The organism is Ramlibacter sp., from assembly GCF_035548915.1.
In the GTDB taxonomy this organism is placed as follows: Bacteria; Pseudomonadota; Gammaproteobacteria; order Burkholderiales; family Burkholderiaceae_C; genus Ramlibacter.
Genome location: NZ_DASZSE010000023.1, coordinates 1 through 24,986 on the forward strand (window position 1 = coordinate 1; position 24,986 = coordinate 24,986).

Here is a 24,986-nt window from a genome sequence, read left to right on the forward strand (position 1 = left end):
GCCGGGGTCGCGACCGGGGCGGGCACCGCGGGGGTGGGTGGCTTCGGCGCCGCCGCGGCGGGGGGTGCCGCGGCAGGGGCGGGGGGGGCAGGACGTGCCACGGGCGCGGCCGCGGCGACGGCCACGCCCTTGCCCTTCGGCGAGAACAGCTCGCGGATCAGCGCGAGCTTGGTCGGCACGGCGGTGTTGCTCGCATCGAGCTGCAGGGCCTTGCTGTACGCCTGGCTCGCGAGCTTCGCGTAGACGTCGCCCAGGTTCTCGTGCGCGGTGGCGTAGCTCGGGTTGGTGCGGATCGCCATTTCGAGCGCGGCCCGCGCCTTGTCGAACTGGCCCTGGCCCGCGTAGAGCACCGCGAGGTTGTTGTAGGGCTCGGGCAGCTCGGGGTAGTCCTCGGTGATCTTCGTGAAAGTGGCGATCGCGTCGCCCGTGCGGCCCGACTCGGTCTGCACCACGCCTTTCAGAAACCGCATCTGCGGGTCTCGCGGCTTGCCCGCCAGGTACTGGTCGGCCTTGGCGAGCGCCTCGGTCAGCTTGCCGGACTTGAGCAGCTGGTTCACGTCGTCGTATTCGTCGGCGTGGGCCCCGAAGACGGCGGCGCCAAGGGCCGCCGCGAGGGCGATGGAACGCAGGGTGTGGGGCAGCGGCGTGCGTTGGCGCGTCATGAATGCTCTCGGCTCCGTTCAGGTGGCAAGCCCGGAGGGCGGGCTATATACTGCGGCGGATTGTAGCTGCGGGGCGCGCCCACTGTCTCCGGCAAACTACGCAATCATCGACCGAGAATCGAAGCGCCGACCGGAGAGCATCCCAGGCGAGCCGCGCGGCACCAGACCCACCATGACCTTGCGCATCTACAACACGCTCACGCGTGCATTGGAGGAATTTTCCCCGCTCGAGCCCGGCCGCGTGCGCATGTACCTGTGCGGCCTCACCGTATACGACGTGTGCCACGTCGGGCACGCGCGATGCAACGTCGCCTTCGACGTCGTGCAGCGCTGGCTGAAGGCAAGCGGCTACGAAGTGACGTTCGTGCGCAACATCACCGACATCGACGACAAGATCATCCGCCGCGCGGTCGAAAACGGCGAGCCGATCCGCTCGCTCACCGAACGCATGACGGCGCTCATGTACCGCGACTTCGACGCGCTCGGCATCGAGCGGCCCACGCACGATCCGCGCGCGACCGACTACGTCGCGCAAATGGTCGACATCGTGCGCACGCTGGAAGACAAGCGGCTCGCCTACCGCAGCGACAACGGCGACGTGAACTACGCGGTGCGGCGCTTTCCCGGCTACGGCAAGCTTTCGGGCAAGAGCCTCGACGAGCTGCACGCCGGGGAACGCGTGGCCGTGCTCGAAGGCAAGGAGGACCCGCTCGACTTCGTGCTCTGGAAGGCCGCCAAGCCCGAGGAGCCCGAGGATGCGAAGTGGGAAAGTCCCTACGGCCCGGGCCGCCCGGGCTGGCACATCGAATGCTCCGCGATGGCTTGCTCGCTCCTTGGCGAAACGTTCGACATCCACGCGGGCGGCGCGGACTTGCAGTTTCCCCACCACGAAAACGAGATCGCGCAGAGCGAAGGCGCCACGGGCAAGCCGCTCGCGCGCTACTGGATGCACAACGGGTTCCTCAACATCGACAACGAGAAGATGTCGAAGTCGCTCGGCAACTTCTTCACGATCCAGGAAGTGCTTTCGAAGTTCGATCCGGAGACGCTGCGCTTTTTCGTGATCCGGGCGCACTATCGCAGCCCCGTGAACTACAGCGACGCCACGCTGGAAGACGCGCGAGCCGCGCTGCGCCGGCTCTACACGGCGCTCGACCTCGTGCCGCCCGTGGACGTGCGCATCGACTGGAGCGACCCGTTCGCCGCGCGATTCAAGGCCGCGATGGACAACGATTTCGCAACGCCCGAGGCGGTGGCCGTGCTGTTCGACCTGGCCGCCGAAGTGAACCGCTCGAGGTCGCCCGAGCTCGCCGGTCTGCTGAAGGCGCTCGGCGGCACGCTCGGCCACCTGCAGTCCGAGCCGAAGGCGTTCTTGCGCGCCGGCGCCTCGGTGGACGCGGCGCAGATCGAGCGCCTGATCGAAGCGCGGGCCGATGCGAAGAAGGCGAAGAACTTCGCCGAAGCCGACCGCATCAGGAGCGAACTGCATTCGCGCGGCATCGTGCTGAAGGATTCGCCCTCGGGCACGACATGGGAGGTCCAGTGAGCGAGGAGCAGTCGACCCCCGAATACTGGAGCGAGGCGTGCCGGCATCTCGCTCGCCGCGACCGCGTGATGAAGCGTCTCATCCCGCAGTTCGGCGACGCGCGCCTGCAGTCGCGCGGCGACGCGTTCACGACGCTTGCGCGCAGCATCGTCGGCCAGCAGATTTCGGTGAAGGCCGCGCAAAGCGTGTGGAACCGCTTCGCGAGCCTGCCGCGCAAGATGGTGCCCGGCAACGTCCTCAAGCTGAAGGTGGACGACATGCGCGCCGCGGGCTTGTCGGCACGCAAGATCGAATACCTCGTGGACCTCGCGCTGCACTTCGATTCGGGGGCGATCCACGTCGACTCGTGGCGCGAGATGCAGGACGAGGAGATCATCGCGGAGCTCGTGGGCATCCGCGGGATCGGCCGCTGGACGGCCGAGATGTTCCTCATCTTCCACCTCATGCGTCCGAACGTGCTGCCGCTGGACGACGTGGGGCTCATCAGCGGCATCAGCAGGAACTACTTCTCGGGCGATCCGGTGAGCCGCAGCGACGCGCGCGAAGTGGCCGCGGCCTGGAATCCGTTTTGCAGCGTCGCGACTTGGTATATTTGGCGCTCGCTGGACCCGCTGCCCGTGGATTACTAGCGCACGACCCACAGCCGGCGGCGGAACTGCCCGCCTCCAGGCGGATTCGAACGAGACAAGGAGACACCTTGCCGAAAAGAACATTCCTCGACTTCGAGCAGCCCATCGCCGAGCTGGAAACGAAGATCGATGAGCTTCGATACGTACAGACCGAGTCGGCGGTCGACATCTCCGACGAGATCGACCAGCTGAGCAAGAAGAGCCAGCAGCTCACCAAGGACATCTACAGCCAGCTCTCGCCATGGCAGATCACCAAGATCGCGCGCCACGCCGAGCGGCCCTACACGATGGACTACGTGGGCGAAATCTTCACGGATTTCGTCGAACTGCATGGCGACCGGCACTTCGCGGACGATCTTTCGATCGTGGGCGGCCTCGCGCGCTTCAACGGCAACGCCTGCATGGTGCTCGGCCACCAGAAGGGCCGCGACACGAAGGAACGCGCCGCGCGCAACTTCGGCATGAGCCGCCCCGAGGGCTACCGCAAGGCGCTGCGCCTCATGAAGACGGCCGAGAAGTTCAAGCTGCCGGTCTTCACCTTCGTCGACACGCCCGGCGCGTATCCCGGCATCGACGCCGAGGAGCGCGGCCAGTCGGAGGCGATCGGACGCAACATCTTCGAGATGGCGCAGCTCGAAGTGCCGATCATCACCACGATCATCGGCGAGGGCGGCTCCGGCGGCGCGCTCGCGATCGCGGTGGCCGACCAGGTGCTCATGCTGCAGTACTCGATCTATTCGGTGATCAGCCCCGAGGGCTGCGCCTCGATCCTGTGGAAGACCTCGGAGAAAGCGCAGGAAGCGGCGGACGCGATGGGCATCACGGCGCATCGGCTGAAGGCGCTCGGGCTCGTGGACAAGATCGTGAACGAGCCGGTGGGCGGGGCGCATCGCGATCACAAGCAGATGGCGGCCTTCCTGAAGCGCGCGTTGAACGATGCCTGGCGACAGCTCGCGGACCTGCGGCCGAAGGAATTGCTGGAGCGCAGATACGAGCGGCTGCAAAGCTACGGGCGGTTCAGCGATACGAAGGCCGAAGCCAGGTGAGGTGAAGGTGAGGTGAGGAGCAAAATCCTCGCGCATGACCCTCACGCTCGATGCAGCGATCTCGGCCTGCGACCCGCCGCTGCCGCTGGGCGTCGCCTATAGCGGCGGTGCGGATTCGACCGCGCTTGTGCTCGCCGCGAACGCGCGCTGGCCGGGCCAGGTCCACGCGCTCCATGTCCACCACGGCCTGCAGGCCGCGGCCGATGCATTCGAATCGCACTGCGTGGCGTCGTGTGGCCACTGGGGCGTGCCGCTGCACGTCGCGCGCGCCGATGCGCGCAATGCTCCCGGCGAAAGCCCGGAAGACGCCGCGCGCCGCGCGCGCTACGAATCGCTCGCGCGCATGGCACAGATGCATTCGCTCGCGTGCGTGCTCGTCGCGCAGCATGCCGACGATCAGGTGGAGACGATGCTGCTGGCCTTGAGCCGCGGCGCGGGCCTGCCGGGCCTTGCCGCGATGCCTGCGCGCTTCGAGCGGCACGGGATGCGCTTCGAGCGTCCGTTGCTCGCCGTGAGCGGCCCTTCGATCCGCGAATGGCTCGCCGAGCGCGGCGAATCGTTCGTCGAGGATCCGACGAACGCCGACACGTCCTTCACGCGCAACCGCATCCGCCATCGCCTGCTGCCCGCCATCGAGGAGGCCTTCCCGCAATTCCGCGACACGTTCGCTCGCTCGGCGCGGCATACGGCGCAGGCGCAGCGGCTCCTGATGGAAGTGGCGGCCACCGACCTCGCGGACATGCACGGCGAGCCCGTGATCGCCTCGCTGCAGCGGCTCTCGCGCGAGCGGCAGGCCAATGTCGTGCGCCACTGGCTGCGCAGCGACCATGACGAAGCCGCGAGTTCGGCGCAGCTCGAGGAACTGCTGGACCAGGTTGCCGCGTGCACCACTCGAGGCCACGGGCTGCGCATCCGGGTCGGGCGCGGCTGGGTGATGCGGGCGGGGGAGCGGCTCGCGTTCGTCCGCGAGGCGTGAAGACGGGGGAGTTGTCACTGTCGAGTAACAGCCCGACAATGTCCGCACCCGGTATTCGGAAGACGGAGCATCCCCATGGACTTGCTGGCCCGCATCTTCGGCAAACGTGCGGCGCCGCCGTCGCGCCATCATTCCGAACTCGGCTCCACCCATTCGCAGTCGCCGTCGATGCATCCGCAGCAGCCGAAGGCACCCGACACGGCGGCCACGGCGACGAGGCGCGAGCTCCTGAAGGTCGTGCTGCGCGACACCTTGCGCCGGCAGGGCATTCCCGCGGAGTGGGTCGCGGCCGAAGTCTTCACCGCGACTTCGCGTTCGCGCAACGACTCGGGGCTGCACTGGCGGCTCGTGCTGAGGCACTGGGATGCTCGGCTGCCGAATCACCTGGTCGCACTGCAGAATGCGCTGGTCGCGCGGGCGCTCGCGATCGATCCGATGGCGCACGAGTGGCTGATGGGCGTTTCGTGGCAGTTCGCGCTGCAGGACGAGTCGCAGTGTCCGGCGCTGCCGCATCCGGGGTCGTGGACTTCGACGCCGCGCGAGCAGGCTGTCGTACCGCAACCGGTACCGCAGGAAGCGGCCGCGTCGGGCGACGTGATCGCGGGTCCGGTGAGCGTGGAGAAGCATTCGTCGGACGTGAAGGCGGACCTCGAGCGTTTGATGAGCGAGCTCGATGCGCAATACCAGAACGGGCCGCAACCGTCGTTCGCGAAGACGGAGCCGTCGTCGCTCTGAGACGGCCGGCCGGCGGGGCCGCGATGACCTGACCGCGATGTCTTAAAATCCGCAGTTCCTCTCCCCCGCGCGCCTTCTCGGCGCGCGCACTCCATCTTCCAATGGCATTGATCGTTCACAAATACGGCGGCACGTCCATGGGCTCGACCGAGCGCATCAGGAACGTCGCCAAGCGCGTGGCCAAGTGGTCGCGCGCGGGCCACCGCATGGTGGTCGTCCCGAGCGCCATGAGCGGCGAAACCAACCGGCTGCTCGGCCTCGCGAAGGAAGTGTCGCCCGAGCGGGTGACCGACGCCGTCCAGCGCGAGCTCGACATGCTCGCTTCCACCGGCGAGCAGGTGTCCGTGGGGCTGCTCGCGCTCGCGCTGCAGGCCGAAGGACTCGATGCGGTGAGCTACGCGGGCTGGCAGGTGCCGGTGCGCACCAACAGCGCCTACACGAAGGCGCGTATCGAATCCATCGAGGACAAGCGCATCCGCGCCGATCTCGATGCGGGCAAGGTCGTGATCATCACGGGCTTCCAGGGCGTGGACGACAAGGGCCACATCACGACGCTCGGGCGCGGCGGCAGCGACACGTCCGCTGTGGCCGTGGCGGCGGCGCTGAAGGCCGACGAGTGCCTCATCTATACCGACGTGGACGGCGTCTACACGACCGACCCGCGCGTGGTGCCCGAGGCGCGGCGCCTCGCGACCGTGAGCTTCGAGGAGATGCTCGAAATGGCGTCGATGGGCTCGAAGGTGCTGCAGATTCGCTCGGTGGAATTCGCGGGCAAGTACCGTGTGCCGCTGCGCGTGCTGTCGAGCTTCACGCCGTGGGACATCCCGCTCGACGAGGAGGCCGCATCCGGCACGCTGATCACTTTTGAGGAAGACGAGAAAATGGAACAGGCCGTGGTTTCGGGCATCGCGTTCAATCGCGACGAGGCGAAGATTTCGATCCTGGGCGTGCCCGACAAGCCGGGCATCGCGTTCCAGATCCTGGGGGCCGTGGCCGACTCGAACATCGAAGTGGACGTGATCATCCAGAACGTGAGCCACGACGGCAAGACCGACTTCAGCTTCACCGTGCACCGCAACGACTATGCGCGCACGATCGACGTGCTGAAGTCGAAGGTGCTGCCTTCGCTCGGCACCGAGCGGCTGGAGGGCGACACGCGCATCTGCAAGGTGTCGATCGTGGGCATCGGCATGCGCAGCCACGTGGGCATCGCGAGCAAGATGTTCCGGGCGCTGTCGGAGGAGGGCATCAACATCCAGATGATCTCCACGAGCGAGATCAAGACGTCGGTCGTGATCGACGAGAAGTACATGGAGCTCGCGGTGCGGGCGCTGCACCGGGCGTTCGACCTGGACCAGCCGGCCTGAGGCGGGCATCGGCCGTCGTGCTTGCGCGAACGCCGCGCCCGCTTGAGCAGCGCCGAGTGCGGCGCGCGCGCAGGCGGGCGTGCCGCAGCCCATCGGCGACCCTGACGGCTTCGGGCTCATCGCTCGCTGCGCTACGCGACAAGCCCGAACCGTAAAGGGATCGCCGACGGGCCACGGCACGCCCACCTGCCGGTCGGCGGCACTCCATCGCTGTTCGAGCGCCACGACGTCGCCGGCCCCGGGGCGGACCCTTTCCGCCATCCCCGCGAAGGCGAAACGTCACCGTCATTCCCGCGAAGGCGAATAACCCCCGTCATTCCCGCGAAGGCGAAAACATCACCGTCATTCCCGCGAAGGCCAATAACCCCCCGTCATTCCCGCGAAGGCCAATAACCCCCCCGTCATTCCCGCGAAGGCGGGAATCCAGCGTCGTTCCTCCGAAGATCATCATCGTCGTCGCGAAGGCGAGTACCCTGCGAAGGCGGGAGGCGGGAATCCAAGGCGTTGCCTCGCAACGGGTCAACTCTCGAGGCATCGCAAGGTCGAATGCCGACGGCTTGAGGCATAATCATCCTCCTCGCGGAGCGGTGACCGAGTGGCCGAAGGTGCTCCCCTGCTAAGGGAGTATGTGGGCAAAAACCTGCATCCAGGGTTCGAATCCCTGTCGCTCCGCCACATGGCTGAGGCCCCTGAAGAACCAGGGGCCTTTGTCTTCCAGACGCCGGCCGGCGCAGCCCACAGGCCACGGCGATGACGAGCGGGTGATCATGCAGCCGCTGGGTTGCACGCCGCCGCCCCGCCGCCCCCCAAACCACGCACGAAAGCGACTCACACGAATGCCATCGACGAGCGCCTTGCTGATCCTGCTGGTGTGTTTCGCAGCAGCGTTCCTCGTCGCGCGCGTGGCGGCCAAGTGGTTCGGCCGGCGCCGTCGGCCCGCCGCGCGATCCGCGCATTCCACAGAGGAATCCCGCCAGGTCCGCCGCGCCCGCGAGCGCAAAGAGCGGAGCTGAACGGCTGAGGTCCCGGCAAGTGGTGCAAGTCTTCGATCGATTGCGCGGCAAGGCGCGTCGGGCGTAGCCCGAAATCGAAGGCGACTCGCCTTATCCGCGCGCGGGCTCGGCGACCGTTCCAGCTGGCAGCTTCAGCGCGCAGCGGCTGACCGGAATCCGGAACTGTCGTAGGCACCACGATCTCCTGAGTCGCATCGAGGGAGTCCAAAGGACGCATGCACGCATCGCGTCGCAGAGGTCTTCGCGGCGGTGAGCATCACCGGAGCACCTGACCGGATGGCGGACAGGAAATTGTCAGCCCTCGGACCGGCGCGAGGGCGCGGACGGACCCTATGTCGCCCGCGAGCCTCGCGCCTCATCAGCGACAGAGGCCAGTGTGCGCGTCGCCATTCTCCTCTCAACTCGCCTGCACCGAGCCTCGCCGCAGCCCAGTGAATACCTTTTTCGATGGGGGAAACCCCATTGCCCGACACAGCACGAGTTCTGAACAATACATGTGAAATGTTAGTCCGGATTCCGGACACGTAGAAACAGAGGCACCGATGCGAGGTGCATGGATTTGGAGTGATTCGACGATGCCTCAGGCAAGCAGCCAGCCAGGACAGGACAACAGCAACGAACGTGTGGCGGGTCTGCGCGACTTCGTCGAGCGCGTCGCGCGGTATTCGCAGCAGGTCAACTTCCGCCGCTATGAGAACTGGGAGAACGGCATCCTTGCCGACGGACTGCGGGCGACGGGGCAGGCAGCCTGCGAGGCGGCAGCCGCAAAGGTCTATGAGCACGCCCTGCAGACCCAGGACAGTGCCGGCCAGCTCGCATTCAACCTGATCGTTCCAGGCGAGGCCGGCAACTCAGTGGACCGCTGGAGCGGCAAGAAGACCATCACCGGCGCGACGCACTCGGCGGTGCTCGGACCCGGCGTTCTGCACTTGTACCGGCGCTTGGGCAATGCCTCGCATCTCGATGCCGCACGGCGCCAGGCCGAGTACCTGCGGCAACTGCCGCGCACCCGCAATGGGGGCATCGCACATCGCGAGGAAGGCCGCGAGCTGTGGGTCGATTCGATGTGGTTCGTGATCCCGTTTCTCGCCGAGTTCGGGGCAATGAGCGGCGAGGCCTGGGCGCTGGAAGACAGCGCGCTGCAGATCCGCGCCCACGCACAGAAGCTGCGCGACGCGGAGATCGGCCTGTTTCGCCACATCTGGTGCGAGACGCCCAACTTCTATCCCCAAAGCACCTTCTGGTCCCGAGGCAACGGCTGGGTGATCGCGAGCTTCGTCGACGCGTATCCCTTCTTCGCCGACAAGGACCCCATCCGCGGCGAGCTTGCCGCCCTCGTGCGCGGCATGGCCGACGCGCTGCTGCCCTTGCAGGACGCAAGCGGCTTCTGGCGCAACACGCTGGACGACCGGCTCACCCCCATGGAGTCGTCCGGCACGATGATGTTCGCCTACGCATTGAAGAAGGCGCTCGACCTCGGAATGCTCGACGGCAGTGCCTACCGGGACGCCGCTTTTCGGGCGATGCGTGCGGCCTGCCTCGCGGTCAATGACGAAGGCGGCGTCGAATACGTGACTCTGCCTCCGGGCGGCCCGGGCGCCAAGCTGGGCGTCGCGCCTTATGGCCAGGGCTGGTTCCTGCTTGCAGCCAGCCGCTTCGCTTCGGCGGAGTGAGGCTGCAACCTGCCCGCAAGATGAACATCGCCCGCATGAAGCCCGGCCGCGTTCTGCGTCACGCCGCCATCGGCGTGCTGCTGCTGTGGATCCTGTTGCCGCTCGTCTACCTCTTCATGACATCGGTGAAGCCCGGGAGCCTGCTGCTGGAAGTGCCGCCGCGGCTCTGGTTCACGCCCACCGCCGACAACTACGACAAGGTGCTGCAGGCCGAGTCGCTGCTCAAGTACGTAGGCAACAGTCTCTTGGTGGCAATCCTGTCGACGCTCGGTTCGGTGGTGCTGGGATCGATGGCCGCGTTCGCGTTCGTGCATTTCAGCTTCCGGTTCAAGAAGGGCATCCTCTTCGGTGTGCTCATGACGCGGATGTTTCCGCCGGTCACCACGCTGATCCCGATCTCGATCGCGATCGGCAGGATGGGGCTCACCGATACGCGCACGGCCCTCGTGCTGCCCTACATCGCGTTCCAGATCCCCATCGTGCTGTGGATCATGATGGACTTCATTCGCCAGATCCCGCGCGAGCTGCAGGAAAGCGCGCTCATCGACGGCTGCTCCACCTTCGGCCTGTTCTGGCGCATCGTGATGCCGCTCGCCGCGCCCGGCCTCATCGCGAGCGGGATCCTCGCCTTCATCTACAACTGGAACGAACTGCTGTTCGCTCTGGTGCTGACATCGGTGGACGCCAAGACGCTGCCGGTGGCACTGATCGCCTACACCGAATCCGAGGGGATGCTGCAGTGGGGTTCGGTGTCGGTACTCGGCATGGTGACCCTCCTGCCTGTGCTGGTGTTCTTCCTCGCACTCAACCGCTTCCTGGTGCAGGGCCTCATGGCCGGCGCCGTGAAGGGGTGAGACATGCGCGAGCAGTCCGGGTCGCGTCCAACTAGTACGGAGATGACAAGATGATCGATGAAACTACCCCCAACCGCCGACAGGTGCTCACGAACATCGCCGCTGCCGCTGCAGCGCTTGCGGTTCCCGGCGCCGCGATGGCTCAGAAGAAACCCTTCGAAGGCACGACGCTGAACGTCGCCTGCATCAAGTGGGACTTCATGGAGACTTTGTTCGGCCGCTACGCGAAGCCGATCGCCGACGAGCTCGGCATCAATCTGCAGGTGAGCTGGTACACCTACGACGGCCACCGCAACAAGATCGTGCAGGACGTCATGGCCAACGCGACGACCTGGGACATCGTGTACGTCGATGGCAAGCAGGTGCCCGAGTTCGCCAACATCCACGCCCTCGAGCAGCTCGAGCCACTCATCGCGAAGACGAAGCTGGACTTCGGCCTCAACGACTTTTTCAAGACGGCGCTCGATCATTCGAAGGTCGACGGCAAGCTGTACAGCATTCCCTTGCTGGCGGACCCCAACGGCCTCGTCTACCGCAAGGACCTGTTCGCGCATGCCGGCGAGCGTGCGGCCTTCAAGGCGAAGCACGGCTACGACCTGGGGGTGCCGCAGACCTACAAGCAGTTCATGGACATCGCTCAGTTCTTCACGCGCAAGACGGGCGAGAAGCTGGCGGGCGAGACGCTCACGGCGGACTTCTACGGCGCCTCCCATTCCAACAAGGCGGGCGACTTCCTCTGGCACGACTACATCTCCTACATGGAGGCCTTCGGCGGTCGCCTCTACGACCCGAAGACGATGGTGCCCACGTGGAATTCACCGGAAAACAAGGCGGCCGGCAAGTACTACGTCGAACTCGGCAAAACACTCCCGCCCGGCCACGTCAACATGACCAGCGGCGAGTCGATGACGCAGTTCGACAAGGGACGCGTCGCGATGATCATCGAGTTCTACAGCCGCACGCTCTTCCTCGGGGATCCCAAGAACTCTTCGATCGCAGGGAAGTTCGACTACGCCTTGCTGCCCACCGAGAAGCCGCAGTTCCCGCACGCCACCATCGTGTCGATGAACTCGATCGGCGTCTACTCAAAGAGCAAGAACAAGGAAGCCGCCGCCACGATGCTCCAGCGCCTCACCAGCAAGCAGGTCGCGCTGCAATGGGCCGTGCACGAGCCCGACAGCCTCTTTCGCGCCGGCAATCCGCTGTTCCCGAAGGCTTCGGTGTTCAACGACGAGCGCGTGCTGAAGAAGTTTCCGGCGCTCAAGCTGGTGGCGCACACGCTGGAAGGCAAGGATGTCGACGCCTTCGATCACCCGCGCCTGCCCGAATATGCCGAGGCCATCGACATCTGCGCCAACAGCCTGTCGCAGGCCTTCGCCGGCAAGCCGGTGGACGCGACCTTCGACGAGGCGCAGGCGAAGATGGTGCAGCTGTTCAAGCGCTCCGGGTACGTGAAGTAAGGACCCCGGCATGTCGGCGATCTCCCTCGGCGGCGCGGCGGCGCTGCGGCGCGAGGCTCCTCGTTCGCGCTGGCGCGTTGCGCTCGTCGCGTTCGCGGCGCCCCCGCTCGCCTACCTCGTGCTCTGGAAGATCGTCCCGCTGCTCTACACGATCTACCTGAGTTTCACGGCCTGGAACCCGCTGCGGCGGCCGCAGCCGCTTTTCATCGGCATTGCCAATTACGTGCAGGCCTTCGAAGACACGCAGTTCCTCCAGGCCCTGCTGCGCACGCTTCTCTTCACTGCCGGCGCGAGCGTGCTGGAGCTGATGCTCGGATTGGGCTTCGCGCTGCTGCTGGACGCGAAGATTCGCGGCGGAAGCTTCATTCGCAGCCTGGTGCTGCTGCCGATCGTGATCGCACCCGCCGTCGTCGGGACGATCTGGTACATGCTGTTCCACGACACCATCGGGCCGATCGCCTGGCTGAGCCGCGCGGTCGGACTGGATATCGGCTGGCTGCGCGACCCGAACATCGCGATGTTCAGCATCCTGCTGACGGACCTGTGGCACTGGACGCCCTTCATGTTCCTGATCCTGCTGTCCGGCCTGCAGGTGATCCCGCGCGAACTCTACGAAGCGGCCGCGATGGACGGCGCCGGCGCGTGGGCCACCTTTCGCCACGTCAAGCTGCCGCTGCTCAAAGCCGCGATGCTCGGCGCCCTGGTACTTCGATCGATGGATGCGTTTCGCATCTTCGACGAAATCATGCTGATGACGGGTGGCGGTCCCGGCGACGCGACCACCACGACCAGCGTGCTGATCTACCGCAACGCCTTCAAGGCATTCCAGCTCGGTTACTCGAGCGCTCTCGTGGTGGTGCTCCTCGTCGTCACCGCCGTTCTCTACCTGGCCTACATGCGGCTCGTGCAGACCGACGGTTCCGTCGCTGCGTCCGCCAAACCCCGAACCACCGAAACCAAATGACATTCGATCGACTGCCCGAACTCGCCGCCCGTGCGGCGGACTACATCTGCGCCCAGAACCCCCTGCGCTACGAGAACTGGGAAAACGCCTGCAATGCGGGCGGCCTCGTCAGCCTCGATGCCGCGCGCTACGCGGACAAGGTGAAGGAAATCGCCGACTACGCCGTGCGCATGCAGGCGAGCGATGGCCAGCTCGCCTACGGCCTCATCGTGCCCGGCGATCCCGCCAACGTGGTGGAGAAGTGGACCGGCGCCGGCACCATCACCGGCACCGTGCACGCGGCAACTTTGGGCCCGGTGGTCCTGCGGCAGTACGAAGTGAGTGGCGAGTCGCGCTATCTCGACGCGGCCAAGCTGCAGTTCGCCTACATGATGCGCGTGGGCCGCACCCGCGACGGCGGCATCGTGCATCGCGAGGAAGCCCCTGAACTCTGGCTCGATACCGTCTGGTTCGTCGCGCCTTTCCTCGCGAAGTACGGGCTCGTCACGGGCAATGGAGACGCGGTCGACGATGCGGTGCGCCAGATCGACGTGCACGTGGAGCATCTGCTCGATCCGAAGAGCCACCTCCTGCGCCACATCTGGTGCGAGACGCCCGACCACATCCCGCAGAGCATGTACTGGGCGCGCGGCCATGGCTGGGTGGTGGCCGCGGTGGCCGACATCTGGGAGATGCTGCCGGCCGAGCATCGCGGCCGCGCCTCCATCTCGCGGCTGCTCGGTACGCTGCTGCCGGCGCTCGTGAAGCTGCAGGACCGCACGGGGCTGTGGCGCAACATCATGGACGACAAGCGTTCGCCGCTGGAGGCTTCCGGCACCCTGATGTTCGCGTACGGCATTCGCAAGGCGCTGGACCTCGGCATCGTCCAGGGCGCTGGGTATGCCGACGCCGCGCGGCGTGCGATGGAGGCCGTCATGCCCTTCGTTGGCACGGACGGCGCCGTGAGCCTGGTGGCCCTGCCTCCGGGCGGTCCTCGCGCGCGCCTGGGCGTCGCTCCGTACGGCCAGGGCTGGTTCGCCGCGGCCGCGGGGCGCTTCCTCGCGAGCGCCCGCTGACCGGAGCCAAGGCAGGAAAGCCGGGAATCGCGAGCTCAGCCCCGAAGTGACTCGCGCCAATCCCGAGCGGCTCCCGCCAGCAGGTCCACGTCGAACGGCGTGGTCAGCAACTGGAAGCCTTCGGCGATCCTCGCGCGCGCATAGGAAGCATCGAAGCCGTGGATGCCCGCGACGACGCCGTGCTCCCGGCACGTTTGCACCAGGCTGCCCATCACCCCGAGGATCCGCGGGTGCGTCTGCGCTTCACTCGGATGGATGCCCATCGTGATTCCCATGTCGGACGGACCGACATAGATCGCGGCGAGGCCGGGCACGCGCACGATGTCGGCGATGTTGCGTACCGCCTCTTCGGTTTCGATCATCGCAATCGGCAGCACGGAGTCGTTCGCATGATCGAAGTAAGCCGGCGAGGCGCCGCGCACCGGTCCGAAGCTGCGATAGCCGGCCGGCGCGTACATGCAGGCCTCGACGAAGGCGCGGCACTGCGCCGCGGTGTTCACCATCGGACACATGACACCCTCCGCGCCCGCGTCGAGGGCGCGCTGGATCAGCGCCGGATCGTTCCATGCGACCCGGACCAGTGCGGCCGAGGGGCTGGGTGCGATCACCTGCAGCATCGAGAACATGGCGTCGTAGCCGATGGGCGCGTGCTGCGTGTCGATCAGGACCGCTTCGAAGCCTTGCCGGCTCAGGACCTCGCTCAGGTGGGCGCTCGCGATCGCGCAGTGCATGGCGAGTGTCGTGCCGCCGGTCGTCCAGATCTTCCGCAGGTCATTCATGGCGAGCCTGTCATCGTTGCATCCGTCGGGATTCGCACGGACCGGCCGGCGCGCGCCGATTCGATCCACGCAAGCGCAAAGGCGAGCGAACGCACGCCGTCTTCGCCCGTCGCCGCGGGTCGGCCCTCGCCCGATACCGCCGACGCGAAATGGCGCACCGTTCCTTCGTAGAGGTTCCGGTGCACGAAGGGCAATTCGCGCGTCCCGTGAGCGTCCCGCAGCACGAGCTGCGCACCCGGGGTGGGGATGTTCGGGTTGGTGGCTACGAGCGTTCCCCGCGAACCGAGGAACTCCCACACCCGCTGCGCGAACGGTGTGGCGAAGCCCACGTGCAGCGATGCGAACAGGTCTCCTTCAAGACGGACCACGGCCATCGCGTTGTCGTCGACACCGGGCTTGCCAAGGCGCACGGAGTTCATCGTTCCCCAAATCTCGAGGGGTTCGCGATCGAGAATGAACCTCAGCGAATCGGCCATGTGAACCCCGACATCGAGTATGGCACCGCCGCCGGTGGGCGAATCGACGCGCCACCCCTGCAGGTTCGCCGGCAGTGCGAACGAGTTGGCGATGCGCACCGAGAGCAGGTCGCCCACGAGGCCTTGCTGCAGGGCCGAGCGAAGCTCGATCACCGCGGCGGCATTGCGGATGTGATGGTTCGTGGCGAGGACCACACCGGCCTTGCGCGCGGCGTCGACGACGGCCTGCGCATCCTCGAGTGTCAGCGCGATCGGCTTCTCGCACAGCACATGGCGGCCCGCGCGGGCGCACGCGATGGCCTGCGCCGCATGCAGCTCGTTCGTGCTGCTGATGTACACCGCATCGAGCGGCAGCGCGAGCAGCTCCTCGATGCTCGTGACTGCCTGGGCAATGCCGTGGGCCTTCGCGAATGCGGCGCCGCGCTCCCTGTCGCGGCTCATGACGGCGACGATCTCATGGCCGCACAGATCCCGGATCGCGGGGATCATGTGCGTGGCCGCCACCGAGCTGGAGCCGACGAGCCCCCAGCGCAGCGGCCTGCCGCCGGCAGGCGCGCTGTCGTTTGCGTGCTCGTGCATCAAAGGCCCAGTGCCGCCTTGTACTTGCTCATCACTTCCTCGTAGGCGTCCTCCGCCGAGGCGTTCTGCAGGATCATCTTCTGCATCGCTTCGCCCACGATCTGGTGGAACTTCGCGAGTTGCAGCGAATAGTGCACCTGGCGGCCGCGGGACTTCACGAGTTCGGCCCATTCCTTCTGGCGCTTGCCGTCGGGCGTGCTGAAGTAGGGATCGCTGTACGCCGACGCGCGGGCCACGACTTCGCCGCCGTGTGCCTGAATCACCTGAGCCTCGCGGCCGGTGATGAACTTGACGAACTCCCAGGCTTCGTTGCGATGCTTCGAATTGCCGTTGATGGACGCCGTGTAGCCGTACACGGTGAACTTGTCGCTGGGCGAGAACGCTGGCGACGGTGCCCACGTCAGGTCGTCTCCCGCGCCGCCCACCTGGATCGCCCTGTACCGGTACACCGCGAAGGGCGCCATGGCGATGCGAGCCGAACGCAGGCCGTCGTGGATCTCGTTGTAGGCGTACTGCAGGCTCACCTGGGGGGTGGCCTTGCACGTGGTGAAGAGGTCCTTCACCGTTTGTGCCGCGCGAACGAACGATGCCTTCGAAAAGGCGATGGCCCGCCCGTCGGCCGCGAAGTATTCGCCGTTCTGCGTAGGCAGCATGCTGCTCAGCATGAATTCGCCGAACGCCTGCGCGCCGCCGATGCCCCCGGTGATCCCGAGCGGCAGCGCGAGGCCGATCACGTTGCCCGTCGACAGCTTGCGGCCCGCCTCGCAGGCTTCGGCCCACGTCGCGGGCGGATGGACCTTCGCGGCATCGAGGAGGCTCTTGCGGTAGATCAGGATGGGAATACGGTAGTCCTGCTGCAGGCCATAGGTCTTTCCACCCACGCGGTTCACGTCGGTCGGCAGGAGATAGTCCTTCATGTCGATCTTGTCGCGAGCGATCAGATCGTCCAGCGGCAGCAGCGAGCCGGTCTGCACGTACTCCAGCGTCAGGTAGTTGGGGACGCGGATGACATCCGGCGACGCGGCCTGCGTGCGCACGGTGCGGGCCGCGTTCGCTCCCGTGTTGTCGGCGAACACCTCGACCTTGATGTCCGGAAACTTCTTTTCGAAGGCCGCGATCATCTCGGTCTGCGCCTGTGCGCGCGGATCGCTCTTCGCGTTCGGATCGACGAACGAGTTGTAGACGATCGTCACCTGCTCCTTCGCGTGCGAGGGCAGTGCGGCACCGAGCGACAGCACCGCGCCGAGCGCGACCATCGAAAGTGTCATCGTCCGGCGCCTTTGCGGCTGCATGGAACGGTGCTGGAATTCAGGCTTGCTGTTCATGGGTATGTCTCCTTGAGATCGACGAAAGAGAATGCTGTCAGCGGGATCGGCAGGCTGGCTCATCCCTTGACGCCGCCGGCGGTGAGGCCTGCGATGAACCATCGCTGGGCCCCGAGAAAAATGACCACGGTGGGCAGCGAGGTCATGATGGCGAAAGCCATGACGTAGCCCCACGACATGCCGGAGGTATCGAAGACCTGCGTCACCAGTGCCACCTGCAGCGTGCGCGAGGCGAGGCTCGGCGCGAAGGCCGCGACGGCGATGTAGTCGTTCCAGACCGTGATGATCCCCAGGACGAACACCGCCGCGAGACCGGGCTTGATCAGTGGAAGGATGATGAGCCGGAAGGTCTCGAAGCGGCTTGCGCCGTCGACGTGCGCCGCCTCGTCGATCTCCTTGGGCAATGCATCGATGAAATTCCGTATGAACCATACCGACTGGGGCGCGAGCTGCGCGGCGAAGATGAGCTGCACCATCAGCCGGTTGTTCAGCAGCCCGAGTCTGTCGAGGAGGAAGTAAGTCGGGATCAGGATCGCGACGCTCGGCACCATCGCGCATGCCATCACCACGAAGTTCACGAGCTCTTTGCCGCGGAAATCGATCCGCGCCAGTGCGTAGCCCGCGGGCGCCGCGACCGCCATCGCCAACAGGACGCTGCCCAGCGAATAGAGCAGCGAGTTCAGCAGCTGCCGCAGGAAGTTCTCGCCGGTCGCGACCGCGACGTAGTTGTCGAAGATGAAGGGCGTCGGCCAGAGAGAAGGCGGGTAAGCGACCGACATGACCTCGGTCTTGAACGAGGTCGCGACGCCCCAGAGCAGCGGCAGCACCATGAGCGCCGCCACAGCCAGTGCCGCGGCGTTCGACCGGAGTGCTCTCAGCCGGCGGGGAGAGGCGAGGCGGATCGAAGCGCTCATCGCGGCCTCCGGCTGATGCGCTGGTAGACGAGGCCCAGCACGAGGTTGGCGCACAGGACGACGATCGACAGCACGGCCGCGGGCGCCACGTTGATGTCCTGGAACGAGGACCTGAAGACCTCGAAACTCCATGTGCTCGTCGCCCCGAGGGGCCCGCCGCCCGTGAGCACGATGATGAGGGTAATCAGCGTGAGGTACAGGATGGCCAGGGTGAGTCCGATGCTCGCAAGCGTCGGCATCACCTGCGGAAGCGTGACGTGCCTGAACTGCGTGATCGCTCCGCCCCCATCGATCGCGACCGCCTCGTACAACTCGCGTGGAATGCCCTGAAGCGCCGCGGTGCTCATCACCATCGCATAGGGAATGGACCACCACGCCGTCGTGACGATCAGCAGCGCCAGCGCGAATCGCGGATCGCCCAGCATCAGCCCCAGCGAAATCCCGAATTCGCGCATCAGGTACGACGCGGGTCCGAACGACGGGTTCAGCAGGAAAAGCCAGAGACTTCCCACCACCGCCATCGACAGCGTCCATGGCACCAGCAGGAGCGGGCGCAGGATCGCGCCCAGCCGTCCCGCCGCCTTCAGGAGCACGGCAATCACGAGCCCGCTGGGCAGCACGAGCGCGAGCGAACCGAAGACGTAGATGAGGGAGTTGGAAGTGAGTTGCCGGAAGTTGCCCGAACCGAGCACCGCGGCGTAGTTCGCGAACCCCGCGAACGAAACGGGCTTGAAGTACTGCGTGGTCTGGAAGCTGAGCCACAGCACCACCGCGGTCGGCAGCAGGATCACGAGGACCAGGAGCACCATGAGCGGTGCGAGCCACAGGCAAGGCTCGATGCGCCGCCGCCACGCGCGCCGCGGGTCGGTGCGCGCGGATGCGTTTTCGAAGGAGGCGCCCCCCGCCTGGAAGCTGCACGTCGACATGGTGCCGCTGTCTCAGGCCGTTTCGTACATCGAAGTCCGCCGCGCGATGCGGCGCTCGGTCGCATAGTCGTACGGGGTCGACTTGTGCAGGGTGCAGCGGTTGTCCCACAACACGAGGTCGTGCGACTTCCAGCGGTGGGCGTAGACGCATTCGGGGTCGGTGGCGAGCGCGTTGAATTCGTCGATCACTTCGCGACCCTCATCCCAGGGAAGGCCGACGATGCTCGCGGCGTGAGCACCGAGGTAGATCGCGCGCACGCCGGTGTCCGGGTGCCTCAATGCGAGCGGCTGCTCCTGCGGTGGTGCGACACGCGCCTTTTCCTGTGCCGGGGTGAGGGCGTAGTCGGGATTCGTGGTGGAGACCGACCATTGCAGATCGTGCACCGCGATCAGGCGGTCCGCCTCCTCCTTCTTGCGCGGCGACAGGCGCTCATAGGCGAGCGCGGTGTTCGCGATCAGCGTGTCGCCCCCGGTCTGGGGCACGACGTCGCCGTAGAGCATCGTGACCGAGGCCCGCGGCGAGCGCCAGGAGCCATCCGTGTGCCACTGCGCGGCCGTGGGATCCGGGTTCTTGCCGGTGGGCCGGCCGTTCGCATCGAGGTTGCTGATCAGGAAGATCTCCGGGTGAGCCGGGTGGCGGTACTTGATCTGCGGATGCAGCGGCAAGTCGCCGAAACGCCGGCTCATCTCGATCTGCTGCGCGGGCGTGACGTCGGCGTCGCGAAAGCAGAGGAAGCGGTGTTCGCGCATGGCATTCGAAATGAGCGCGAAGCGCTCGTCATCGAGGCGAACCCCGAAGTCGAAGCCGATGATCTCCGCGCCCAGCGGGGCATCGAGCTTGCGGATGGTGAATTCATTCGTGCGTGTCAGTGTGGCGGTCATGTCTTGTCTCCGGTGCTGGGGCGGTGTTGAACGAGGCAAACGAGGGTGTCGGCAACGATGGCGCGCTTCACGAGGCAAGCCTTCTGCCACTCTGGCCGTCGAACAGATGGACTGCATCGAGATCGACCGAAACGCGGACGTTTTCGCCGGGCCGCAGTGCCAGGCGGCGCGGCGAGACGAGCGTGAGCGTCGTGCCGCCGGCATCGATCAGCAGCTCGGTCGACGCGCCGGTGGGCTCGACGACGATGACCTTCGCGTTCACGCCCGGTCGTCCGTCCCCGTCGTCGAGCGACAGGTTCTCGGGCCGCAGGCCATATTGCACGGGGCGGCCCGGCGAAGCCCTGCCGTTGCGCATCGGCCAGCGATGGCCCGAATCGGTCTGCATGAACATGGCCTCGCCATCGCTTGCCACGGTGCCGGCGACCAGGTTCATGGCCGGGGAGCCGATGAACTGCGCCACGAAGAGGTTGGCCGGCTGGTCGTAGAGTTCGAGCGGCGTGCCGATCTGCTCGATCACGCCATCCCGCATGACGACGATGCGGTCCGCCATGGTCATCGCCTCGATCTGGTCGTGCGTCACGTAGACCGTGGTGGTGCGCAGGCGCTGATGCAGTTCCTTGATTTCGGCGCGCATCGCAACGCGCAGCTTCGCGTCGAGATTGGAAAGCGGTTCGTCGAAAAGGAACACCTTCGGGTCGCGAACGATCGCCCGGCCCATGGCGACGCGCTGCCGCTGCCCGCCGGAGAGCTCGCGAGGGTAGCGGTGCAGGTAGGCTTCCAGGTTGAGAATCTTCGCGGCGCGCGCAACCCGCTCCTGCGCGACGGCCTGCGAAGTCTTGCGCAGGCGCAGGCTGAACGCCATGTTCTGCGCGATCGTCATGTGCGGATAGAGGGCGTAGCTCTGGAAGACCATCGCAATGTCACGGTCCTTCGACTCGACGTGGTTCACGATGTTCCCGTCGATGGCGATGCTGCCGTCGTCGATGTCTTCCAGGCCGGCGAGCATGCGCAGCAAGGTCGACTTGCCGCATCCCGAAGGCCCGACGAGCACACAGAACTCGCCATCCGCGATATCGAGGCTGACACCGCGAATCACGCTCGTCGCGCCGAAGCTTTTGCGCACTCCGCTGAAGGAGACGTGGGCCATTTGCTTATCCTTCGATTCGGGTTTGCGTTGCCTGCAGGGCTTGCGCCATGCGCAGGACAGCGACCATTCCGGGGTCATCCATGCCGACACTCTTGTCGGCGAACATGCGTGCCCGCCCGATGCGGTTGGGCTTGTCGCGGAACCGCGCGAGCGCTTCCTCCGCCGCATCGATGGCCGCGCGCGGCGCATCGGCTTCGGGGGCCAATTCGAGTGCCCGACCGATCGCGTCGAGGCTGTCCAGCATCGTCTTGTCTCCGAGCGACGCCCCGCCACGCGCGGCGAGCGAGGCCACGACACCGTCGAGCAGACGGACCACATCGGCCTTCGACAGTGCTCGTGCGCCTGCGAGCTCCCTGGAGACGGCGAGGAAGCCGAGTGCCAGCAGCGTTCCGAAGCTGGAGCCGGAGGCCTTGGCGCACGCGCTCGCGCACCGCTCGAAGACGCCTGCGAGCTCGTCCGGCATCCCGGGCAGCGCCTCGCGCACGTTCTGCGCGCACTTGTGGAGGGTCGCTCCCAGGTCGCCATCGCCGAGCTGCGCGTCGAGCGCGTTGAGCTCGGGTGCGGCGGCTTCGAGCGCATCGCACCAGCGTGCAAGTGCCGCCTTCAGGTTCGTCGAAGTGATCATGCTCAGAACTTCCAGAACGGGCATTCGGCGGGAGCCATGAGCAGGCTTTCCAGTTCGCCGTCGAGCGGCATCAGCGTGAGCGACGCACCACTCATTTCCATGGACGTCGCGAAGCGGCCGACGAGCGGCTTCACGGGCTGGATGCCGCGCTCACCCAGGATGCGCGCGATGCGCCGGTACAGGATGTAGAGCTCTTCGTGCGGTGTGGCGCCGAGGCTGTTCACGAGCACCGCAACGCGGTCGCCGCGCTTGAGCGCGCACTCGGGCAGCAGGCGGTCGAGCATTTCCTCGGCGAGCGCGTCGGCGGTTTTGAGCTTGCCGCGCCAGATGCCGGGCTCGCCGTGGATGCCCATGCCGAACTCCATCTCGTCTTCGGCGATCGAAAACGATGCCTGGCCGGTTTCCGGAATCACGCAAGGCGTCAATGCCACACCGATGGAGCGGCACGCGCGCGCCGCGCGCGCTGCGACGGAAGCGACTTCGGCAAGGCTGCCGCCGGCGGCAGCGCGGGCCCCGGCGACCTTGAACGCGTAAATCATTCCCGCGACGCCGCGACGTTTTTCGCTTTCTGCCGGCGACGCGCTTGCGACGTCGTCGGCAATGCGGACAGAGGCGACCTGCATCCCCTCGAGCTCCATCATTTCCCGGGCCATGTCGAAGTTCATCCGGTCGCCGCCGTAGTTGCCATACAGCTGCAGCACGCCGGCGCCACCGTCGGCCGCGCGCATGGCATCCTGGCAATCCGCCACACGCGGGCCGGCGAACACGTTGCCCACGGCGCAGGCGTCGAGCAGCCCGTGGCCGACATAGCCGAGGAAGACGGGCAGGTGCCCCGAACCGCCCCCGGTCACGATGCCCACCTTGCCTCGCTCGGCGCCGCCGGCGCGAGCCACCACCCGGCCGCTTTCCCCCACGCGCCGAAGCAGGTCCGGGTGCGCAGCGAGCAGGCCTTCGAGCGTCTCGTCGACGTAGTCGGCCGGCCGGTTCAGGATCTTTTTCATAGCCGCCGGTCCCGGCTCAGCCCAGCAGAGGCTGCAGGGCAGCCTTGATCGCGCGCTTCTGGTCTTCGGAAACGGACATCATCGGGCGGCGCGCCTCGTACAGGGGCAGCCCCTGCAGGTGCTGGACGTACTTCACGCACGCCGGCAGGTTGTCGTGGCTCATGCTGTTCCACAGCGCATTCAGCTTGAAGTGGAGCTCGCGCCCCGTCTCATGATCGTTGGCCTGAACAGCCTTGTGCAAGCGCACCACGTGGCGTGGTACCGCGGTCGTCAGTGCCGTGATCGCGCCATGCATGCCGATCGCGAAGCCCGGATACAGAAGCGCGTCGATGCCGGAGAGCACCAGGTTGCGAGGCTTGGCGCGCAGCAGCAGGTCGGAAAGCGACTTCAGGTCGCCGCCGCTTTGCTTCATGCCGATCACGCCCGGCACTTCGTCCATGATCCGCAGCATCAGATCGACGCTGAGGTAGTTCCAGGGGATGACGTTGTAGATGAGGATCGGGATCTGCGTCGCTTCGTGGATTTCGCGAAAGTGCTGCACCGTCGCATCCGCATCGGGCTTGAACAGGTAGTGCACCGGCGTGACTTGCAGTGCCGCGATGTTCAGGCCTTGCAGGCGCTTCACGCGCTCGATGGCGTCACGGGTGCTCTGCACGATGAGGCCGGCGATGAAGGGCACGCGGCCCGCGGTCGCTTCGCAGGCCTCGCGCATGGCTTGGTCGAACTCGGCCTCGTTCAGCACATGGCCCTCGCCGGTGCTGCCCCCGGCCACAATGCCGCGCGCGCCGCTGCGGATGACGAAGTCGATCTGCTCGCGCAGGCCACCCGCGACGAGCGACCCGTCGCGGTCGAACGGCATGGTGATGGGAGGGAGCACGCCGGTGAGGCGCTCGCGAAGGTCTGCTGAGGTCACGAAGTTGTCCTGTTCAGTTGCGGGCTGGCTTAAATTCCGGAATCCGGATAATCATTCCATTAAATTTAACGAGCACGCTGTGCTGCTCTCAATAGGGTTTACCCGCATAGTCAATGTTCTGAAAGCTGCGGCGCCAGGTGGCCCGCAAAGCAGCGAGCCCCACATCGCACACGGATATTCGGGGGAGGCTCGAGCGGGGAAAGAGGGAGCGGTCAGCCCTGCGGCTGGAACCCGATCTGGCGAGAGATGGTGTCCGCAGTTTGGACCACGAGCGGTGCCAAGTCTGACAGTTTCTTGTCCGTCATCCGGTCGGCAGCTCCGGTAACCGACAGCGCGGCGAATACCGCACCGGACGCATTGCGAATCGGCGCGGCGACGCAGCGCACCCAGATCTCGTGCTCGCAGTCGTCGATCGCATAGCCTCGCTTGCGGATCGCGGCCAGGTCCTCTTTGAGCGCTTCGGCCTTGGTGATCGTCTTGTTCGTATAGGGCTTCAGCCCACCGTCGATCACGCGCGCGATGACCTCGGGACGCTGGAACGCGAGGGTCGCCTTGCCCACGCCCGTGCAGTAGGCGGGCGACGCCTCGCTCGGTTGCAGGCCGCGGGTCGGGCGATCGCCGGGTTCCTCGCGCTCCACCACGATCACCTGGTAGCCGTTGAACACACCGAGGTGCGCCGACTCGCCGGCCAGCCGCGAGAGCCGATCCATGTACGGCTTGGCCTCGCGAAGCAGGTCCATGTTCGCGAGCGCGAGGCTGCCCAGCTCGAAGAGCCCGATGCCGAGGCTGTAGCTGCCGTTGCGCGCATTCTGCTCGATGAATCCGATCTCGCGCAGCGACGACACCATGCGATGCGCGGTGGGGCGCGGCAGCCCGGCGCGGCTGGCTATCTCGGCGAGGGACAGGTGCCGGTCCACCGTCGAGAAGCAGCCGAGGATCTCCCTCATCTTGCCGATCGACTGGATCCGGCTCTTTTCGTCCATCCGGCGCTCGGCACTTGCGGGTTCTTCGATGCTCATATCGGCCGCGATTCTACTGTTCCGGAATCCGGATCGCAAGACTCGCAGCGCAAAGTGACTCTCCGCCTGCTGCGCCGCAGCTCAGGGATTGCCCCCGCACGCCGGGCCCGGCGCGCGCGCAACATGCGCGCTCGGAGTCAAGCAGGTTACCGGCGAGTACCCTCGCGGCTTCGCAAGGAGACAGCCCGTGTCCAGCCCCATGGCAGGCCGCGGTGCGGCAGGTGGGTCGAATGCCTACTGAGGCCCTCGACTCGCCCTGGCGCACCTCCCGGGAACGCGCGCAGCACCGCGCGCAGCTTCTCGCGTCCCCCGATGTCGCGCCCGGCCGTTTCATCGATGGCCGCGCGCAGCGCGTCGAGCCCGCGCTGCACGCATTCGAAGAGGATCTCTTCCTTGGTCGCGATGTAGTGGTAGAGCGTC

Annotated in this window: 25 protein-coding genes and 1 tRNA gene; 13 read left to right on the forward strand and 13 right to left on the reverse strand. The window is 66.4% G+C overall.

Going from position 1 to position 24,986, the window contains the following annotated elements; genetic code table 11:
* A partial coding sequence (locus tag VHA82_RS06905; RefSeq protein WP_325541820.1) for a tetratricopeptide repeat protein occupies positions 1-662 on the reverse strand: 662 nt, incomplete at its 3' end.
* Positions 663-834: 172 nt separating this feature from the next.
* On the opposite strand from VHA82_RS06905, the gene cysS reads away from it, so the two are divergent.
* From cysS to VHA82_RS06970, 13 genes are all read left to right on the forward strand, one after another.
* A complete protein-coding gene (cysS, locus tag VHA82_RS06910; RefSeq protein ID WP_325541822.1) occupies positions 835-2,208 on the forward strand; it encodes a cysteine--tRNA ligase in 1,374 nt (457 codons plus the stop codon).
* Complete coding sequence (locus VHA82_RS06915; protein WP_325541824.1) at positions 2,193-2,837, forward strand: DNA-3-methyladenine glycosylase 2 family protein; 645 nt, start codon at positions 2,193-2,195, stop codon at positions 2,835-2,837. Before cysS ends, VHA82_RS06915 begins: the two co-directional genes overlap by 16 nt.
* A gap of 68 nt (positions 2,838-2,905) precedes the next feature.
* Complete coding sequence (locus tag VHA82_RS06920) at positions 2,906-3,883, forward strand: acetyl-CoA carboxylase carboxyltransferase subunit alpha (RefSeq protein WP_325541826.1); 978 nt, start codon at positions 2,906-2,908, stop codon at positions 3,881-3,883.
* Between the two features lie 34 nt (positions 3,884-3,917).
* On the forward strand, positions 3,918-4,859 hold the full coding sequence (gene tilS, locus VHA82_RS06925) for a tRNA lysidine(34) synthetase TilS (RefSeq protein ID WP_325541828.1): 942 nt from the start codon (positions 3,918-3,920) through the stop codon (positions 4,857-4,859).
* A 75-nt stretch (positions 4,860-4,934) separates the two neighbouring features.
* A complete protein-coding gene (locus VHA82_RS06930; protein WP_325541830.1) occupies positions 4,935-5,594 on the forward strand; it encodes a hypothetical protein in 660 nt (219 codons plus the stop codon).
* Positions 5,595-5,695: 101 nt separating this feature from the next.
* Positions 5,696-6,961 carry an aspartate kinase gene (locus tag VHA82_RS06935; protein WP_325541831.1) on the forward strand — a complete coding sequence of 422 codons (1,266 nt, stop codon included), beginning with the start codon at positions 5,696-5,698 and terminating at the stop codon, positions 6,959-6,961.
* Positions 6,962-7,542: 581 nt separating this feature from the next.
* A tRNA-Ser gene (locus tag VHA82_RS06940) sits at positions 7,543-7,636 on the forward strand.
* Between the two features lie 179 nt (positions 7,637-7,815).
* Positions 7,816-7,974 (forward strand): hypothetical protein, encoded by a 159-nt coding sequence (locus VHA82_RS06945; RefSeq protein WP_325541832.1) that lies wholly within the window; start codon positions 7,816-7,818, stop codon positions 7,972-7,974.
* Positions 7,975-8,549: 575 nt separating this feature from the next.
* On the forward strand, positions 8,550-9,647 hold the full coding sequence (locus tag VHA82_RS06950) for a glycoside hydrolase family 88 protein (RefSeq protein WP_325541833.1): 1,098 nt from the start codon (positions 8,550-8,552) through the stop codon (positions 9,645-9,647).
* A gap of 20 nt (positions 9,648-9,667) precedes the next feature.
* Positions 9,668-10,501 carry a carbohydrate ABC transporter permease gene (locus tag VHA82_RS06955; RefSeq protein ID WP_325541834.1) on the forward strand — a complete coding sequence of 278 codons (834 nt, stop codon included), beginning with the start codon at positions 9,668-9,670 and terminating at the stop codon, positions 10,499-10,501.
* A 50-nt stretch (positions 10,502-10,551) separates the two neighbouring features.
* Positions 10,552-11,961, forward strand: a complete 1,410-nt coding sequence (locus tag VHA82_RS06960) for a sugar ABC transporter substrate-binding protein (protein ID WP_325541836.1) — start codon at positions 10,552-10,554, stop codon at positions 11,959-11,961.
* Between the two features lie 10 nt (positions 11,962-11,971).
* A complete protein-coding gene (locus VHA82_RS06965) occupies positions 11,972-12,925 on the forward strand; it encodes a sugar ABC transporter permease (RefSeq protein WP_325541838.1) in 954 nt (317 codons plus the stop codon).
* Positions 12,922-13,980 (forward strand): glycoside hydrolase family 88 protein, encoded by a 1,059-nt coding sequence (locus VHA82_RS06970; protein WP_325541840.1) that lies wholly within the window; start codon positions 12,922-12,924, stop codon positions 13,978-13,980. Before VHA82_RS06965 ends, VHA82_RS06970 begins: the two co-directional genes overlap by 4 nt.
* A gap of 35 nt (positions 13,981-14,015) precedes the next feature.
* Here the strand turns inward: VHA82_RS06970 and VHA82_RS06975 are convergent, their stop codons facing one another.
* The 12 genes from VHA82_RS06975 to VHA82_RS07030 all read right to left on the reverse strand — a co-directional run.
* Entirely contained in the window at positions 14,016-14,759 is a 744-nt protein-coding gene (locus VHA82_RS06975; protein ID WP_325541843.1) for an HpcH/HpaI aldolase family protein, read from the reverse strand.
* Positions 14,756-15,814, reverse strand: coding sequence for a Gfo/Idh/MocA family oxidoreductase (locus tag VHA82_RS06980; protein WP_325541845.1), 1,059 nt, complete (start codon positions 15,812-15,814; stop codon positions 14,756-14,758). Before VHA82_RS06980 ends, VHA82_RS06975 begins: the two co-directional genes overlap by 4 nt.
* Positions 15,814-17,139 (reverse strand): sugar ABC transporter substrate-binding protein, encoded by a 1,326-nt coding sequence (locus VHA82_RS06985; protein WP_325541847.1) that lies wholly within the window; start codon positions 17,137-17,139, stop codon positions 15,814-15,816. The genes VHA82_RS06980 and VHA82_RS06985 overlap by 1 nt, the downstream gene beginning before the upstream one ends.
* 59 nt (positions 17,140-17,198) lie before the next feature.
* Positions 17,199-18,053 carry a carbohydrate ABC transporter permease gene (locus VHA82_RS06990; protein ID WP_325541849.1) on the reverse strand — a complete coding sequence of 285 codons (855 nt, stop codon included), beginning with the start codon at positions 18,051-18,053 and terminating at the stop codon, positions 17,199-17,201.
* Complete coding sequence (locus tag VHA82_RS06995; RefSeq protein WP_325541851.1) at positions 18,050-18,979, reverse strand: sugar ABC transporter permease; 930 nt, start codon at positions 18,977-18,979, stop codon at positions 18,050-18,052. Before VHA82_RS06995 ends, VHA82_RS06990 begins: the two co-directional genes overlap by 4 nt.
* A gap of 12 nt (positions 18,980-18,991) precedes the next feature.
* Positions 18,992-19,861, reverse strand: a complete 870-nt coding sequence (locus tag VHA82_RS07000; RefSeq protein WP_325541853.1) for a TauD/TfdA family dioxygenase — start codon at positions 19,859-19,861, stop codon at positions 18,992-18,994.
* A 67-nt stretch (positions 19,862-19,928) separates the two neighbouring features.
* Entirely contained in the window at positions 19,929-21,008 is a 1,080-nt protein-coding gene (locus VHA82_RS07005; RefSeq protein WP_325541855.1) for a sn-glycerol-3-phosphate ABC transporter ATP-binding protein UgpC, read from the reverse strand.
* A gap of 4 nt (positions 21,009-21,012) precedes the next feature.
* Entirely contained in the window at positions 21,013-21,633 is a 621-nt protein-coding gene (locus VHA82_RS07010; protein WP_325541857.1) for a DAK2 domain-containing protein, read from the reverse strand.
* Positions 21,634-21,635: 2 nt separating this feature from the next.
* Positions 21,636-22,634 carry a dihydroxyacetone kinase subunit DhaK gene (locus tag VHA82_RS07015; RefSeq protein WP_325541859.1) on the reverse strand — a complete coding sequence of 333 codons (999 nt, stop codon included), beginning with the start codon at positions 22,632-22,634 and terminating at the stop codon, positions 21,636-21,638.
* Between the two features lie 16 nt (positions 22,635-22,650).
* Positions 22,651-23,547: a dihydrodipicolinate synthase family protein gene (locus VHA82_RS07020; protein ID WP_325541862.1), complete on the reverse strand. Its 897-nt coding sequence runs from the start codon at positions 23,545-23,547 to the stop codon at positions 22,651-22,653.
* Between the two features lie 212 nt (positions 23,548-23,759).
* Positions 23,760-24,566, reverse strand: coding sequence for an IclR family transcriptional regulator (locus VHA82_RS07025; protein WP_325541864.1), 807 nt, complete (start codon positions 24,564-24,566; stop codon positions 23,760-23,762).
* A 146-nt stretch (positions 24,567-24,712) separates the two neighbouring features.
* Positions 24,713-24,986 (reverse strand): TetR/AcrR family transcriptional regulator (locus VHA82_RS07030; RefSeq protein WP_414708634.1); only part of this gene is annotated, 274 nt, incomplete at its 5' end.

Excerpts from the sequence above, each read along its gene's own strand:
- cysS (WP_325541822.1), top strand. The coding sequence starts at position 835 with ATGACCTTGCGCATCTACAACACGCTCACGCGTGCATTGGAGGAATTT.
- VHA82_RS06915 (WP_325541824.1), top strand. The coding sequence starts at position 2,193 with ATGGGAGGTCCAGTGAGCGAGGAGCAGTCGACCCCCGAATACTGGAGC.
- tilS (WP_325541828.1), top strand. The coding sequence starts at position 3,918 with ATGACCCTCACGCTCGATGCAGCGATCTCGGCCTGCGACCCGCCGCTG.
- VHA82_RS06930 (WP_325541830.1), top strand. The coding sequence starts at position 4,935 with ATGGACTTGCTGGCCCGCATCTTCGGCAAACGTGCGGCGCCGCCGTCG.
- VHA82_RS06935 (WP_325541831.1), top strand. The coding sequence starts at position 5,696 with ATGGCATTGATCGTTCACAAATACGGCGGCACGTCCATGGGCTCGACC.
- VHA82_RS06950 (WP_325541833.1), top strand. The coding sequence starts at position 8,550 with ATGCCTCAGGCAAGCAGCCAGCCAGGACAGGACAACAGCAACGAACGT.
- VHA82_RS06955 (WP_325541834.1), top strand. The coding sequence starts at position 9,668 with ATGAACATCGCCCGCATGAAGCCCGGCCGCGTTCTGCGTCACGCCGCC.
- VHA82_RS06960 (WP_325541836.1), top strand. The coding sequence starts at position 10,552 with ATGATCGATGAAACTACCCCCAACCGCCGACAGGTGCTCACGAACATC.
- VHA82_RS06965 (WP_325541838.1), top strand. The coding sequence starts at position 11,972 with ATGTCGGCGATCTCCCTCGGCGGCGCGGCGGCGCTGCGGCGCGAGGCT.
- VHA82_RS06970 (WP_325541840.1), top strand. The coding sequence starts at position 12,922 with ATGACATTCGATCGACTGCCCGAACTCGCCGCCCGTGCGGCGGACTAC.
- VHA82_RS06975 (WP_325541843.1), bottom strand. The coding sequence starts at position 14,759 with ATGAATGACCTGCGGAAGATCTGGACGACCGGCGGCACGACACTCGCC.
- VHA82_RS06980 (WP_325541845.1), bottom strand. The coding sequence starts at position 15,814 with ATGCACGAGCACGCAAACGACAGCGCGCCTGCCGGCGGCAGGCCGCTG.
- VHA82_RS06985 (WP_325541847.1), bottom strand. The coding sequence starts at position 17,139 with ATGAACAGCAAGCCTGAATTCCAGCACCGTTCCATGCAGCCGCAAAGG.
- VHA82_RS06990 (WP_325541849.1), bottom strand. The coding sequence starts at position 18,053 with ATGAGCGCTTCGATCCGCCTCGCCTCTCCCCGCCGGCTGAGAGCACTC.
- VHA82_RS06995 (WP_325541851.1), bottom strand. The coding sequence starts at position 18,979 with ATGTCGACGTGCAGCTTCCAGGCGGGGGGCGCCTCCTTCGAAAACGCA.
- VHA82_RS07000 (WP_325541853.1), bottom strand. The coding sequence starts at position 19,861 with ATGACCGCCACACTGACACGCACGAATGAATTCACCATCCGCAAGCTC.
- VHA82_RS07005 (WP_325541855.1), bottom strand. The coding sequence starts at position 21,008 with ATGGCCCACGTCTCCTTCAGCGGAGTGCGCAAAAGCTTCGGCGCGACG.
- VHA82_RS07010 (WP_325541857.1), bottom strand. The coding sequence starts at position 21,633 with ATGATCACTTCGACGAACCTGAAGGCGGCACTTGCACGCTGGTGCGAT.
- VHA82_RS07015 (WP_325541859.1), bottom strand. The coding sequence starts at position 22,634 with ATGAAAAAGATCCTGAACCGGCCGGCCGACTACGTCGACGAGACGCTC.
- VHA82_RS07025 (WP_325541864.1), bottom strand. The coding sequence starts at position 24,566 with ATGAGCATCGAAGAACCCGCAAGTGCCGAGCGCCGGATGGACGAAAAG.